14 protein-coding genes are annotated in these 15010 nt (G+C 33.1%); all 14 read left to right on the top strand.

The features are described from left to right. The first annotated feature begins 23 nt into the window (after positions 1–23). Positions 24–809: an energy-coupling factor ABC transporter ATP-binding protein gene (locus tag HMPREF0446_RS06515; RefSeq protein ID WP_051349256.1), complete on the top strand. Its 786-nt coding sequence runs from the start codon at positions 24–26 to the stop codon at positions 807–809. Next, complete coding sequence (locus tag HMPREF0446_RS06510; protein WP_040507622.1) at positions 785–1645, top strand: energy-coupling factor ABC transporter ATP-binding protein; 861 nt, start codon at positions 785–787, stop codon at positions 1643–1645. The genes HMPREF0446_RS06515 and HMPREF0446_RS06510 overlap by 25 nt, the downstream gene beginning before the upstream one ends. Then, positions 1646–2446, top strand: a complete 801-nt coding sequence (locus HMPREF0446_RS06505; RefSeq protein WP_006703297.1) for an energy-coupling factor transporter transmembrane component T family protein — start codon at positions 1646–1648, stop codon at positions 2444–2446. It begins immediately after the preceding gene. Then, positions 2446–2841: a hypothetical protein gene (locus tag HMPREF0446_RS06500; RefSeq protein WP_006703298.1), complete on the top strand. Its 396-nt coding sequence runs from the start codon at positions 2446–2448 to the stop codon at positions 2839–2841. Before HMPREF0446_RS06505 ends, HMPREF0446_RS06500 begins: the two co-directional genes overlap by 1 nt. A 107-nt stretch (positions 2842–2948) precedes the next feature. Continuing rightward, positions 2949–3701, top strand: coding sequence for a tRNA pseudouridine(38-40) synthase TruA (gene truA, locus HMPREF0446_RS06495; protein ID WP_006703299.1), 753 nt, complete (start codon positions 2949–2951; stop codon positions 3699–3701). Positions 3702–3760: 59 nt separating this feature from the next. Next, positions 3761–5005 (top strand): aminopeptidase, encoded by a 1245-nt coding sequence (locus tag HMPREF0446_RS06490; protein WP_006703300.1) that lies wholly within the window; start codon positions 3761–3763, stop codon positions 5003–5005. An 81-nt stretch (positions 5006–5086) separates the two neighbouring features. Then, positions 5087–5833, top strand: a complete 747-nt coding sequence (locus tag HMPREF0446_RS06485; RefSeq protein WP_020991413.1) for an alpha/beta hydrolase — start codon at positions 5087–5089, stop codon at positions 5831–5833. A gap of 108 nt (positions 5834–5941) precedes the next feature. Next, positions 5942–7420, top strand: coding sequence for a glutamate--tRNA ligase (gene gltX, locus HMPREF0446_RS06480; protein WP_006703302.1), 1479 nt, complete (start codon positions 5942–5944; stop codon positions 7418–7420). Between the two features lie 218 nt (positions 7421–7638). Next, entirely contained in the window at positions 7639–8700 is a 1062-nt protein-coding gene (locus HMPREF0446_RS06475) for a PTS transporter subunit IIC (RefSeq protein ID WP_006703303.1), read from the top strand. 15 nt (positions 8701–8715) lie between these two features. Further along, entirely contained in the window at positions 8716–9645 is a 930-nt protein-coding gene (locus HMPREF0446_RS06470; RefSeq protein WP_006703304.1) for a 2-dehydropantoate 2-reductase, read from the top strand. A gap of 492 nt (positions 9646–10137) precedes the next feature. Next, positions 10138–10905, top strand: coding sequence for an ABC transporter ATP-binding protein (locus tag HMPREF0446_RS06465; RefSeq protein WP_006703305.1), 768 nt, complete (start codon positions 10138–10140; stop codon positions 10903–10905). Beyond that, a complete protein-coding gene (locus HMPREF0446_RS06460) occupies positions 10898–12880 on the top strand; it encodes an FtsX-like permease family protein (RefSeq protein WP_006703306.1) in 1983 nt (660 codons plus the stop codon). Before HMPREF0446_RS06465 ends, HMPREF0446_RS06460 begins: the two co-directional genes overlap by 8 nt. A 184-nt stretch (positions 12881–13064) precedes the next feature. Beyond that, positions 13065–14135, top strand: a complete 1071-nt coding sequence (locus tag HMPREF0446_RS06455) for an ABC transporter ATP-binding protein (protein WP_006703307.1) — start codon at positions 13065–13067, stop codon at positions 14133–14135. Continuing rightward, positions 14135–15010, top strand: a complete 876-nt coding sequence (locus HMPREF0446_RS06450; protein ID WP_006703308.1) for a carbohydrate ABC transporter permease — start codon at positions 14135–14137, stop codon at positions 15008–15010. The genes HMPREF0446_RS06455 and HMPREF0446_RS06450 overlap by 1 nt, the downstream gene beginning before the upstream one ends.

Below are 15010 nucleotides of genomic sequence, written 5' to 3'. Positions count from 1 at the left end.
ATTTTAATTATCAGGATCAAGATATGAGAGAAGCATTATCTGATGTATCATTAGACGTTTATGAGGGAGAATGGTTAGCTATTATTGGACATAATGGCTCAGGGAAGTCTACACTTGCAAAAATGATGAATGGCTTATTAGAAGCTTCAAGCGGAGAAATTTATATTGATGGTCAATTATTAACAGAAGAAACGGTTTATGAGGCACGTCGTAAAGTAGGAATGGTATTTCAAAATCCAGATAATCAATTTGTTGGAACAACTGTAGAAGATGATATTGCTTTTGGATTAGAAAATATTGGGATGCCACGTGACGAGATGGTTCAAAAAATCAATGCTTCTTTAGAAATGGTTCGTATGACAAAATTTAAAGAAAAAGAACCAGCTCGTTTATCTGGTGGTCAAAAACAACGAGTTGCGATTGCTGGAATGATTGCATTAGCACCAAAGGTAGTTATATTAGATGAAGCTACTTCCATGTTAGATCCACAAGGTAGATTTGAAGTGATTTCAACGATTCAACAACTTCATAAAGATAAGGGAATTACAGTCATTTCAATTACTCATGATTTAGATGAGGCAGCACAAGCGGATCGTGTTTTATTAATGGAAGGTGGAAAAGTGAATCGTATCGGAAAGCCTTCAGAAATTTTTGAAATGGGAACAGCATTAGTAGATAAAGGGTTAGATGTTCCTTTCTCTGAAAAATTAAAAGCTATTTTAAAAGATAAAGGGATGAATGTTCCAAACGAGTATTTAGATGAAGAAGGGTTGGTGGAATGGCTATGGACATCCGTTTTAAACAAGTAGGATTCGCATATCAAGCGGGTACTCCCTTTGAAATGAGAGCATTACATGATGTGACGTTTTCAGTTAAAGATGGTTCTTATGTAGCTATTATTGGTCATACTGGTTCAGGAAAATCTACGATTCTTCAACATTTAAATGCTTTATTAAAACCAACGGAAGGTCTTGTTGAATTAGGGGATAAAACGATTGATTCAACTACTGGAAATAAAGATTTAAAACCTTTGCGTAAAAAAGTAGGGATTGTTTTTCAATTTCCAGAAGCACAATTGTTTGAAGAAACTGTAGAAAAAGATATTGCTTTTGGTCCAAAAAACTTTGGAGTTAGTGAAGAAGAAGCATTAAAAATCGCTGCTGAAGTCGTTAAAACGGTAGGATTACCTGAAGAAGTTTTAAAAAAATCACCATTTGATTTATCGGGTGGGCAAATGAGACGTGTTGCTATTGCAGGTGTATTAGCGATGAAACCAGAAGTGTTAGTATTAGATGAACCGACAGCTGGTCTTGATCCAAAAGGTCGTTTAGAAATGATGGAGATGTTTTATAAATTAAATAAAGAACAAAATATGACCATCGTTTTAGTGACACATCAAATGAATGATGTCAGTGATTATGCTGATCATGTAATTGTGATTGAAGCTGGAAATGTTGTAAAAGAAGGTTCACCTAAAGAAGTTTTCTCAGATGCTTCTTGGTTATTAGAAAAACAATTAGGAGTGCCAACGACTTTAGCTTTTGTTGAAAAATTAAAAGAAAAAGGTTGGTCTACTGATAAAATGCCTTTAACTTTAGATGAGTTAGCGGATGCTATCTTAGAAGAACGTGGGGTGAATGAATAAATGTTAGATAAATTGTTATTAGGACGCTATTTACAAGGGGACTCTTTTGTTCATCAATTGGATCCTCGCACCAAATTTATTTCTACATTTGTATTTATTATTATTATTTTCCTTGCAAATAATTGGTTAACTTATTTAATTTTAGCGATTTTCACATTGGTAGCTTTATTAGCTTCTAAAATTCCAATGAAGTTCTTTTGGAATGGTGTGAAACCACTATTGTGGGTTATTTTATTTACCGTTGTATTGCAAATGTTGTTTACATCTGGTGGGGATGTTTATTTTGAATGGAGCTTCATTAAAGTTACTTCATTTGGTGTCATTAATGCAGTCTATATTTTCTTACGCTTTGTATTGATTATTTTTATTTCTACATTGATGACTTTAACAACACCTCCTTTGCAAATTGCAGATGCGATGGAGTCTATTATGAAACCTTTAGGAAAAATTGGTGTTCCTGTTCATGAGATTGCTTTAATGCTATCGATTGCTTTACGTTTTGTTCCAACATTAATGGATGAAGCTCAAAAGATTATGAATGCACAAAGAGCTCGTGGTGTAGATTTTGGAGAAGGTAATTTATTTGAACAAATGAAAGCTATTATTCCGATTTTAATTCCTTTATTTGTTAGTTCATTTAATCGTGCAGAAGAATTAGCGACTGCAATGGAAGCTAGAGGATATCAAGGTGGAACTGGTAGAACAAAATATCGTGTGTTAACATATGGCAAGAAAGATGGAGTAACAGCTCTTACACTTGTAGTTTTAACAATTGCATTAGTTATTTTTAGAGGACAATAATGAGTATGGAACAGGATTTAACACTATTAAGATATATATTAAGAAAAATCTATCATGCTGAAACACGAATGAAAAAATTAAAATCATGGATGATTTTTGATTTTTTTAGTGATAGTTTCATTTTAAATTTTTTTAAGAGAAGACAAATTTCATTACTGAATAAAGATCTAGCAGAAATTCAACGTGGAGTTAGAACACTTCAAAGAGAGTATCCTTATTTATTAGCACATTCAAATTTACATATTTCTAATACAACATGGGATTATATTTTTGATTTGTGGCTAGATAATCCTGTTGTAGATTTTATGATTTATAAAAATGTACAAGATATTTCTAAACATTTAGATGCGCTAAAATCGGTAGTTGTTCGATTAATCAAACAACAATTAAATTAAAGACTTTCCCGTAGTAGAATGATTTTCTAACTATGGGAAAGTCTTTTCCACTTTTCTAATAGGAATGTGGTACAATAAATCGAAGAAATCGTGAAGGAGGAAATCGAGTGGGATTTCGTTATAAAGTCATTTTAAGCTATGATGGAACGAATTATGTAGGGTTTCAAGTACAAGAAAATGGCAATAGTATTCAAGCAGAATTAAATAAAGCATTACGAAAAATGACAAAGGGATTGTATATTCCGGTTTGCGGTTCAGGTAGAACAGATTCAGGTGTACATGCGAATGGACAAGTGATACATTTTGATTATCCAACTAAAATTGAAGAAGAAAATTTACAAAGAGCTTTAAACAGTTTATTACCGGATGATATTTCTGCAAAACAAGTAATGGCAGTTAGTGATGAATTTCATGCTAGATATAGTGTGACGGGGAAACGATATATTTATCGTGTAAATATTCAAAAATTCGTAAATCCATTTAGTCGTTTATATACTCTTCATCATCCTTATCGAGTGAATGTGGATAATATGAATGAAGCTTTACAAGCGGTCATTGGCGAACATGATTTTACAAGCTTTTGTTCTACAAAGACGGATAAGGAATCGAAAGTGCGAATCGTTACCAAAGCAGAAGTGGTAGAAAAGGATGGGGAATTAGTCTTCACGTTTGAAGGAAATGGCTTTTTATACAATATGATTCGTATATTAGTGGGGACAAGTCTACAAATCGGAGATGGATTACGACCTGTTTCAGATATGAGAGACATTTTAGTAGCAATGGATCGACAAAAAGCAGGACCTACAGCTCCACCACAAGGCTTGTATTTAGATGAAGTTTTCTATGAAGAAAAGGAATAATGCAGTTTTATCAAGAGTATGTTACAATAGAAGCGTAATTAATTTAAAGGAGAGATACGATGGTATTAGAAAATTTTGATGTAAATTTACAAAAATATGCAAAATTACTAGTGTCTACTGGGATTAATGTTCAACCGGGACATACAGTAGTCATTTATGCGGAAGTGGAGCAAGCAGTATTTGCACGCTTATTAGTAAAAGAAGCGTATCAATTAGGAGCAAGTGAAGTTATCGTTCAATGGAGTGATGATGAAATCAACCGTGAGCGTTTATTATATGCAGCGGAAGATCGTATTACGACAGTTCCTGAATATAAAGTCCAAGAAATGCATTATTTATTAGACCATAAAGCAAGTCGTTTAAGCATTGTCTCTAAAGATCCAGATGCATTAAATGGAGTAGATACAAGTCGTCTTGCAAAATCAATGAAAGCTACAAGTGTTGCTTTAAAACCAATGCGTATTGCAGGTCAATCGAATAAAATAAGCTGGACAGTAGCTGCTGCTGCAGGTAGCGCATGGGCTAAAAAAGTATTCCCAGAAGCAACATCAACTGAAGAAGCTGTAGATTTACTATGGAATCAAATCTTTACTACTTGCCGAGTATATGCTGATGATCCAGTTGCTGCTTGGAAAGAACATGAAGAAAAATTAGACAAAAAAGCAGCTATTTTAAATAAAGAACAATTTGCTAAATTACACTACACTGCACCAGGGACAGACTTAACTCTAGGAATGCCTAAAAATCACGTGTGGGAAAGTGCAGGAAGCATCAATGCTCAAGGAGAACACTTCATCGCAAACATGCCAACAGAAGAAGTATTCTCAGCTCCAGATTATCGTGTAGCTGAGGGGTATGTAACAAGTACAAAACCATTAAGTTATAATGGCAATATTATCGAAGGAATCAAAGTTACGTTTAAAGATGGTCAAATTGTAGAAGTTTCTGCTGAAAAAGGCGACCAAGTAATGAAAGATTTAGTATTCGAAAATATGGGTGCTCGTGGATTAGGTGAAGTTGCGTTAGTAAGCGACCCTTCTCCAATTTCTCAATCAGGAATTACATTCTTTAATACATTATATGATGAGAATGCTTCAAACCACTTAGCAATTGGTTCAGCTTATGCGACAAGTGTTAAAGGTGGAGAAAAATTTGAAACTGAAGAAGAATTAGCTGCAGCCGGTTTAAATCGTTCAGACGTTCATGTGGACTTCATGATTGGTGGACCAAATATGAATGTTGACGGTATTCGTGAAGACGGAACAGTTGTACCAATCTTCCGTAATGGAGACTGGGCTATTTAATGACATTGAAAGCATCCTATCCATTGTTAATCTTAGATGGACGGGATGTTTTTTATTTAACAAACGAAGGGAGTTGTAAGTATGACTCGACAAAGAAAATGGTTTTATGGAATTTTTGGGATGTTATTTGCACTGATTTTATTATTTTATGGATTGATTCTTATATTTACTTATCGTGGAACTCCTGAAGCAATTGGATTATGGAATTTAGAAACTTATGAAAAAAAGAATCACTCTTATCGATTTGATGCAAAGGGCGATGAAATGGCAACGATATTATTTTATACGGGAGCATTAGTAGAGCCTCAAGCTTATGTAAATTTAGCGATGGAATTATCCAATCAAGGTATTACGACTTATGTCATTGAATCATCTCTTAACTTACCGATTTTAGAAAGAGGTACAACGGAATCGATTATAAAAGAGGAAAAGTTAGATAAAGTTTATGTTGCAGGACATTCATTAGGTGGAGTTGTGGCAAGCTTAGATGCTGTCAAATTGAAAAAGGAAAATCATTTAGCAGGTATTATTTTATTAGCAAGTTATTTTGATAAAAGTGTAGATTTTAGTAATAGTGATGTCCCAGTCTTATCCATTATCGCAAGTAATGATAAAGTTTTGAATTGGACAAAGTATATTAAAAGTAAAAATCGCCTTCCTCAAACTTTTGAACAAGAATTCATTTTTGAAGGAAATCATAGTGGATTTGGCTCATATGGAAAACAAATAGGTGATGGAGAAAGATCGATGAGTGATCGCAGACAACAAAAAATTACAAGTGAAAAAATCGCTAAATTTATTAAGGAACAAAACAAGAATGCTCAATAGTTAAAACGATGAATGAATTTTAAAGAAAAAGCATTAAAGTCATAGCAATTTTAACTAAAAAGTTTTACAATAGAAACGATAGACAAAATAGAAGGGAAGTTATTAAAAATGGCAGATAAAGTGCGTGTACGTTATGCACCAAGTCCAACAGGGCATTTGCATATTGGTAATGCAAGAACAGCTCTATTTAATTATTTATTCGCAAGACATTACGGTGGAGAATTTATTATTCGTATTGAAGATACTGACCGTAAAAGAAATATTGCTCATGGAGAAGAAAGTCAATTAGAAAACTTAACTTGGTTAGGAATTGACTGGGATGAAGGTCCAGATAAACCAAAAAATGTAGGACCATATCGTCAATCAGAACGTGAACATATTTATAATCCATTAATTGAACAATTAATTGCAGAAGATAAAGCTTATAAATGCTATATGACTGAAGAAGAGTTAGAAGCAGAACGTGAAGCACAACGTGCAAATGGAGAAATGCCACATTATAGTGGACAACATGCTCATTTAACACAAGAACAACGTGATGCTTTTGAAGCAGAAGGACGTACTCCAGTTGTTCGTTTCAGAGTTCCTCAAAATAGAACATATACTTTTGATGATATTGTAAAAGGTGAAATTACTTTTGAATCTGGTAGTGTCGGTGGCGACTTTGTTATTCTAAAACGTGATGGTATGCCAACGTATAACTTTGCAGTAGCAGTGGATGATCACTTTATGGAAATTACTCATGTATTACGTGGGGATGACCATATTGCTAACACTCCAAAACAAATGATGGTGTATGAAGCATTTGGTTGGGATACTCCTAGATTTGGTCATATGACATTAATTATTAATACAGAAACAGGTAAAAAATTATCAAAACGTGATGAGTCTATTTTACAATTTATTGAACAATATAAAGATTTAGGCTATTTACCAGAAGCAATGTTCAACTTCATTACTTTATTAGGATGGTCTCCACAAGGGGAAGATGAAATTTTCTCAAGAGAAGAATTTATTGAAATTTTTGATGAAAAACGTCTTGGTAAATCTCCAGCAGCATTCGATCCTAAGAAATTAGAATGGATTAACAACACTTATGTGAAGAAAACTCCATTAGAAGAAGTTGCACCATTAGCAATTCACCAATTACAATTAGCAGGTTTATTACCTGAAACATTGAGTGAAGAGCAACAAGTTTGGGCGAATAAATTAGTAGCGTTATATCATGATCAAATGAGCTACATGAATGAGATTGTTTCTATTTCAAGTTTATTCTTCCAAAAAGACTTTGTTGTAGAAAATGATGAAGCAAGAGAAGTGCTTCAAGGTGAAACTGTACCGACTGTACTTCATGCATTTAAGGCTCAATTAGAAGCTTTAGAAGTATTTGATGAAGCTAGTGTGATGGCAGCTATTAAGGCTGTTCAAAAAGAAACTGGTGTAAAAGGTAAGAACTTATTTATGCCAATTCGTGTGGCAACAAGTGGTCAAACTCATGGTCCATCTTTAGGTCAAACGATTGAATTATTAGGAAAAGAACGTAGCCTTGTACACTTAAACGAAGCGTTGGCTTTAATCCAAGCGTAATTTATGCGTATTAGACTTCCTTAATAGTAGTATTAGGACGGCAGTAGTCTCGCTAAGCGAGTCTCATGCCCATGCTATTATAGGAAGTCTTTTCTTATTTTAAGTAATTATACTAGTAAAGTTATAGTTGCTTTTTAGTATGTAAATAATGAAAATATTGCTTTGTTTTCAAAAAGGTTATGATATAATGAGTCCATTGAAAAGAAAGGGGAATGAATATGGATACAAATAAAACTTATTCAGCAAAAGAGTTTACAATGACCGTATTAAATGCGTTAGCATTAGGGGTAGTTGTAACTTTAATTCCTGGGGCAATTTTAGGTGAATTAACAAAAGCGTTATTACCAGTGTTTCCTCAAGGACAATTAATTATTCAAGCGACTCAAGTGGCTAATACTATGATGGGTGCTATTATCGGTTTAATGGTAGGACATTTCTTTAAATTTACTCCAATTCAAGCAGGAGCCATTGCTTTAGCTACTGTTTTTGCAGGAGGTGCACCAGGCTTTAATCCAGATGTTAAAGGTGTAGTGTTCGCTGGTACTGGAGATATTATTACAATGGGTGTAACGGCGGCAGTAGCAGCTGCATTTATTTTATGGATTGGAGATAAAGCAAAAGCTTATTCAATTATCGTCATTCCAACGGTTACATTAGTCGTTATTGGTGGGATTGGAAGACTTGCTCAACCATACATTGTTAAAATTACAACATTAATTGGTCAAGGGGTGGAATTCTTATTAACCTTACAACCAATTATTATGTGTATGTTAATTGCGATGACATTCTGTATTTTAATTGTTTCACCATTTACAACAGTAGGGATTGGTTTAGCAATTGGTTTATCAGGGATTGGTTCTGGTGCAGCGAACTTAGGAATCTGTGCGGCAGGTTTTGGTTTAGCGGTTGCTGGATTAAAAGTTAATTCAGTAGGAACTTGTATTGCACACTTTATTGGATCTCCTAAAATGTCAATGGCAAACGTAATCGCCAAACCAAAGATTTTATTACCGATGTTATGTTCTTCAGCATTATTAGGTGTTTTAGCAGCAGTCTTTTCTATTCAAGGAACTCCTGCTAGTGCCGGTTTCGGTTTTAGTGGTTTAGTAGGACCTATTTATGCTTTAAACTTAATGGAAAATGGATGGACAGTTGGAAATATTTTATTAGTAGCAGTTATTTTCGTAGTGGCTCCTATTATTTTCAATATTTTCTTTATCCATGTGTTCGAAAAAGTGGTACAATGGATTCAACCGGAAGATTATAAATTAACGGTATAATAAGGAGGAATTATAATGAAAATTGCAATTGCAGGTGCTGGAGCAATGGGATGTCGCTTTGGTTACATGTTGACAAAAGCAGGACAAGATGTTGTCTTAATTGATGAATGGCCAGCGCATATTGAAGCAATTCGTACAAATGGATTACAAGTAGTAGATGGAGATACAACGGATACATTACAAATTCCAATCTACAGACCTGAAGAAGTTCATGAGGAAGTAGATGTGGTTATCGCATTTACAAAATCAATGAAATTAGGGGAAATGCTTGAAAAAATCAAAGCAATTATTCATGAAGATACAAAAGTTGTATGTTTATTAAATGGTTTAGGCCATGAATATACAATGGAAAAATATGTTCCGCGTAAAAACATTATTATGGGTGTAACGATTTGGACAGCAGGAATTAATGCTCCAGGCGTGGCTCGTTTAGGTGGAACAGGTACTGTTGAAATTCAAGCAGTCGAAGAAGCAAGCGGTCGTGCGATTGCAGAAGAATTAGTCGCTGTTATGAATCAAGCAGGATTAAATGCTAGTTATAGTGAAGATGTTTTATTCTCAATTTGGAGAAAAGCATGTGTAAACGGAACAATGAATGCAACGTGTGCCATTTTAGATGCGAATATTGGAGAAGTATTTGACACAACTACAGCAGAAGCAGTTGTGGATCAAATTATTCATGAATTCGTAGAAGTGGCTCATCATGAAGGTGTAAAAATTGATGAAGCTGAAATGAAAAACTATGTTTATACAGCTTCAAACAAAGTGCGTGCACACTATCCATCAATGCACCAAGATTTAATGCAAAATCATCGCTTTACTGAGATTGATTACTTAAATGGATTTGTTGCAAAACGTGGATTAGAGTACGGGATTCCAACTCCATATTGTGCTATGATTACTCAATTAATTCATGCAAAAGAACAAATCTTAAAAGTACAATAATAAGAATTTTGAAGGACGAGACGAGAGTCTCGTCCTTTTTATGGAGAAATTAATAGAATTTTTATATAAAAAACCCACCTAACTATTCAAACTTTCGTCTGATTTGCTAGGTGGGTAAACTTCGTTGGCAGAGTTTCTGGCATAAGTGTATGATGGTTGTTTATTTTTAGAATATCTCTGCCAATCAAAGCGAAGATTAACGAAAAGAACGAGGTTCTTTCCGGAAATCACATCAATAAAAAAGGAAAAATAAGTAAAATGATTGTTTAAATTAATCATTTTATTATATTGTTTAAGTAACGAATAATCATTACTTTTATAAATGTATTATACGATTTTTATTGCTTTTTTAAAAGTAAAAACATTTAAGATTAAGAAATTTCTTTCTTACAAAAATGTAAGAAACAAAAAGAAAATGATAGTTAAAATACAGGAATGCATCGATTTTATTTGATAGAATAAATACAAATCAAAGAGAAAGTAGGAATTGAAATGACATTATTAGATGTAAAACAAGTACAAAAAATTTACCATACAAGATTTGGAGCGATGCAAGTAGAAGCATTAAAAGATATTACTTTTAGTGTTGAAAAAGGAGAATATGTTGCCATTATGGGTGAATCTGGTTCTGGTAAAACAACGCTACTAAATATTTTAGCGACATTAGATCGTCCAACAAAAGGACAAGTATTATTGAATCAATTAGATATTCAAAATATACCTGACAAAACATTAGCAGCATTTCGTCGAGATCATTTAGGATTTGTATTCCAAGATTTCAATTTATTAGAAACGTTATCTGTTAAGGATAATATGTTACTTCCATTAGTACTAGCGAAGAAAACTGTTCAAGAAATGGAGAAAAAAGTAAAACCTGTTGCTACTATGTTAGGGATTGAAAAATTATTAGAAAAATATCCTTATGAATTATCCGGAGGTCAACAACAAAGAGTAGCCATTGGACGTGCAATGATGGCGGATCCTAGTATATTACTAGCAGATGAACCAACTGGAGCATTAGATTCAAAATCTTCTAGCAATATTTTAGATGTGTTTGATACTTTAAATGAAAATGGACAAACGATTTTAATGGTAACGCATAGTACCTTAGCTGCTAGTCGAGCGAAACGAGTGTTATTTATTAAAGATGGAATCTTGTATCATCAATTATTTAAAGGCGAACGTACAGATGAAGAAATGTTTGAAGCAATTTCTGATACGTTAACAGTAATGGCTAATCGAGGTGAGACTCATGTTTAAATTAATTAGTTCATTAGCGGTATCCAATTTAAAGAAAAATCGAACATTGTATATTCCATTTTCGATTGCTTCTATAACAATGATGGTTATTACGTATATTTTATTGGCACTATCTACAAATAAAACGATTTTGCAAAGTAATGGTGGGAATACGGTAGTTATGGCATTAGGTTTTGGTGTTGTGATTATGTTACTTGTCTCTACCTTAACGATGATTTATGCTAATGGATTTGTAATGAAAAATCGCTCGAAAGAATTTGGATTGTATAGCATTTTAGGGTTAGGGCGCTCACAAATTCAATTGTTACAAGTTATTGAAATGTTATTGTTCGCAGTGGTGAATCTTATTGTAGGGCTTGTATTAGGAGTGTTATTGAATCGATTAGCATTTGCCTTATTATTGAAAGCAATGCGCTTTAACGTTCCAATTTCATATGAATTCCAAATTGCATCAGTCATTATAATTGGAATTTTATTTAGTGGAATTTTTGTTTTCTTAATGATTTTAAATGCGATTAAAATTAGAGTGAGTCGACCATTAGAATTATTACGTGAGAAGAAATCGGGCGAAAAAACAGGGCGTTTCTTAAGTATTCGTGCACTAATTGGAGTAGCAATTTTAGGATATGCTTACTATATTTCTCAATCTATTGAAAGTCCGATTAAAGCATTAGGTTGGTTCTTTGTTGCAGTATTATTAGTAGTCATCGCAACTTATATTTTATTTGATGCTGGAAGTATTGCACTTTTACGTTTCTTGAAAAATCGTAAAACATTTTATTATCGTCCAATTAACTTCATCTCAGTTTCTAATTTAATTTTTAGAATGAGAAAAAATGCGATGGGTTTAGCAAGTATTTGTATTTTATCAACAATGGTATTAGTTACTCTTGGCACAACAGGTTCATTACAGTTTGGTGCACAGGAAGTCATTAATCGAACAAGTCCAACTGATTTTGACTTTAGAGGAATGTATCGCAATCCAGAAGAAGTAGCAGAATATTCAAAAGAGGTGAAACAATTATCTGCAAGTGTTTCTTCAAAAGTAACGGATTTTTATGAATATTCTTATATTTTAACAGCGGGAAATCATGAGGGAAATATCTTAAATACAAATGTTAAACAATTAGGTGCTTTACCAGAGGCAATGGTCGTTCTTATATCGGTAGAAGATTATAATCGTAATACAGGTGAAAATCTTACTGTTCAATCAGGAGAAATGTTACTAGGAGAGGAAAGTTTCAAAAAGAAACCTTCGTTTAATCAAGTAGCTTTAGGAGATAATACATTTTCAGTTGCACAAGTCATTGATGTTAAAAATTTCTCAAAAATTGCGGTAGCAAATCCTAATATTACTGATCATTCCTATATTGGTATTTTAAATGAAGAAGATATGGTAAAAGTTGTTCCATATTACAGCAAAGAAAATGATGGAGGACATCGAACTTATACAAGACAATATGTAGCATTATGGAATACATCTAGTCAAACCGATGAGGAGAAGAAGAAAGAATTAGAATTGTATCAACAATCAGACATTGCTGGGGGAATTGATGGGAAAATAGAAATTGCTCAATTATTATTCCAATTTTATGGTTCCCTATTATTCTTAGGAATTTTATTAGCCATTGCTTTTTCAGTAGGAGCAGTTTTAGTCATTTACTATAAACAAGTTTCTGAAGGTTATGAAGACCGTGAACGTTATGTCATCTTGAAGAAAATCGGAATTGATCAACCAATGATTCATCAATCCATTAATCGTCAAGTATTAATTGTATTCTTCTTACCATTATTAACAGCATTCTTACATACTGCGTTATCCTATAATATGGTAAGTAAAATTGTCTTAATCTTTGGCATTAAAGGAAGTATTATTGGATTGACGATGTTAGCAGTAGCAGGCGTTTTTATGATAGCTTACTTCTTAGTTTACAAAATTACTTCAAGAGAATACTTCAAAATTATCAATCGATAGTAAAAATAAACGTCTTTAGTAAGAGCTAAAGGCGTTTTTTTATTGAAGTTTTTCTTCGGGGATTATTCGAAATATTTCGTATAAAAAATATTTTTTTAAAAAATACTTAATATTTGTATCGCATGAAAGCGCAAAACATGATATACTAGAATGTATTCAAGTAAAGAAATTTGGAGGTTTACTCATGATTGATGTTATCGACTTAAATAAAGTATTCGATAATGGCTTTGAAGCATTAAAATCCGTTAACTTTTCAATTGAACAAGGGGATTTAGTTTGCTTATTAGGGCCTAGTGGTTGCGGAAAATCAACTATTTTAAATATGATTGCAGGGTTATTACAACCAACTGGTGGAGATATCCAATTTAAAAAATCTTCTGTTATTAATACAGAACCAAAAGATAGAAATATTGGATTCGTATTCCAAAACTATGCATTATATCCTCATATGACAGTGTTAGAGAACATTATGTTCCCATTAACAGTAGGGGAAAAGAAAATCTCAAAAGAAGAAGCTAAAAAAGTTGCAGAAGAATACATGCAATTAACAAATATTGAGGAATTAGCTGAGAAAAAACCTGGTACTTTATCAGGAGGACAACAACAACGTGTTGCGATTACTCGTGCGTTAGTTCAAAAACCAGAAGTATTATTATTAGACGAACCATTAAGTAACTTAGATGCTCGTTTACGTTTAAAAATTCGTGAAGAAATTCGTCGTTTAGTAAAAGAAGTGGGAATTACAACAATCTTCGTAACTCACGACCAAGAAGAAGCTTTATCAATCAGTGATAAAATTATCTTATTAAATGAAGGTGTTATTCAACATCATGATGACCCTCAAAACTTGTATTTAGAACCAAATAATTTATTTGTGGCTAAATTTATTGGAAATCCAATTATCAACATTTTAGAAGTTGAAGTAAAAGATGGTGTCATTACCCATCCATCATTCACTTTACAAGCAAGTGAATTAGTGGAAAGTCGTTTCCGTAAAGAATTAGAGCAGGGACATTACTCTTTAGGATTACGTCCTGAAGATTTAGTTCCAACTGAAAATGGATTATTTACAGTAACTGTTACGGCTGTAGAATTAATCGGTCGTGAACGTATTTTACACTTTACATTAGGAGAACAAGATATTAAATCAATCGTAAGTGTGGAACATAAGATTGAAGAAGGAGACACACTTTCATTTGACCTTCTAAGACATAAATTATTCTTATTCGATCAAAATGGAGAACGTGTATACTAATGAAAAAATATAATCCTGAGAATCAACCAAAGGCGTGGTTATTCCTTCTTCCGTCATTAGGTGTGATTTTACTATTTAATATTTACCCATTAATTCGTTCATTTTGGATGAGTTTCCAAAAGGGTTCATTGTTAAAACTTCAATTTACTGGTTTATCGAACTATCAAAAAGTTTTAGCAGATCCAGTGTTTCATAAAGCATTACTAAATACGGCTTTATATGCATTTGTAGTAGTGCCAGTGGCACTATGTATTTCAGTTGTCATTGCTTGGATTATCTTTGAAAAGGTAAAACATAAAAGTGTGTTCGAAACAATTTTCTTCATGCCATATGTTACAAGTACAATCGCAATTGGGATTGTGTTCCGTTATTTCTTTAATGGAAGTTATGGATTAATTAACTTTTTACTTGGTTTAGTAGGAATTCCAGCAGTAAACTGGTTAGATAATGTTAATATGAGCATGCCAACTTTAATTATTTTTGGTATTTGGACAGGGCTTGCATTTAATATCATCATTTTATTAGCAGGTTTAAGAAATATTGATCCAGAACATTTTAAAATTGCAAAAATGTTTGGAGCTACAGAAAAAGAAATTTTCTGGAGAATTACATTCCCTCAATTAGTTCCAACAATTGCGTTCTTATCTACAGTAAACTTAATTGGTGCCTTCAAAGTTTATACTCAAGTATATGCATTATTTGGAGGAACAGCAGGGGTAGCCAATAGTGCAACAACTGCAGTTTACTATATTTACGACAAGTTCCATGTGGCTGGTCGTCCAGGGATTGCGATGGCAGCAACTGTAATCTTATTTGTGATTATTCTGATTGCTACTTTCTTCCAAAATAAATTCTTGAGAAGAGCGGAGGGTTAA

Source organism: Granulicatella elegans ATCC 700633 (genome assembly GCF_000162475.2).
In the GTDB taxonomy this organism is placed as follows: Bacteria; Bacillota; Bacilli; order Lactobacillales; family Aerococcaceae; genus Granulicatella; species Granulicatella elegans.
Note: the sequence above shows the minus strand (reverse complement) of the source record. Positions and strands in the feature narration are given on the sequence as shown.

Bases quoted from the DNA above. Each gene is read 5' to 3' on its own strand.
- HMPREF0446_RS06515 (WP_051349256.1), top strand. From the start codon at position 24: ATGAGAGAAGCATTATCTGATGTATCATTAGACGTTTATGAGGGAGAA.
- HMPREF0446_RS06510 (WP_040507622.1), top strand. From the start codon at position 785: ATGGACATCCGTTTTAAACAAGTAGGATTCGCATATCAAGCGGGTACT.
- HMPREF0446_RS06505 (WP_006703297.1), top strand. From the start codon at position 1,646: ATGTTAGATAAATTGTTATTAGGACGCTATTTACAAGGGGACTCTTTT.
- HMPREF0446_RS06500 (WP_006703298.1), top strand. From the start codon at position 2,446: ATGAGTATGGAACAGGATTTAACACTATTAAGATATATATTAAGAAAA.
- HMPREF0446_RS06490 (WP_006703300.1), top strand. From the start codon at position 3,761: ATGGTATTAGAAAATTTTGATGTAAATTTACAAAAATATGCAAAATTA.
- HMPREF0446_RS06485 (WP_020991413.1), top strand. From the start codon at position 5,087: ATGACTCGACAAAGAAAATGGTTTTATGGAATTTTTGGGATGTTATTT.
- gltX (WP_006703302.1), top strand. From the start codon at position 5,942: ATGGCAGATAAAGTGCGTGTACGTTATGCACCAAGTCCAACAGGGCAT.
- HMPREF0446_RS06475 (WP_006703303.1), top strand. From the start codon at position 7,639: ATGGATACAAATAAAACTTATTCAGCAAAAGAGTTTACAATGACCGTA.
- HMPREF0446_RS06470 (WP_006703304.1), top strand. From the start codon at position 8,716: ATGAAAATTGCAATTGCAGGTGCTGGAGCAATGGGATGTCGCTTTGGT.
- HMPREF0446_RS06465 (WP_006703305.1), top strand. From the start codon at position 10,138: ATGACATTATTAGATGTAAAACAAGTACAAAAAATTTACCATACAAGA.
- HMPREF0446_RS06460 (WP_006703306.1), top strand. From the start codon at position 10,898: ATGTTTAAATTAATTAGTTCATTAGCGGTATCCAATTTAAAGAAAAAT.
- HMPREF0446_RS06455 (WP_006703307.1), top strand. From the start codon at position 13,065: ATGATTGATGTTATCGACTTAAATAAAGTATTCGATAATGGCTTTGAA.
- HMPREF0446_RS06450 (WP_006703308.1), top strand. From the start codon at position 14,135: ATGAAAAAATATAATCCTGAGAATCAACCAAAGGCGTGGTTATTCCTT.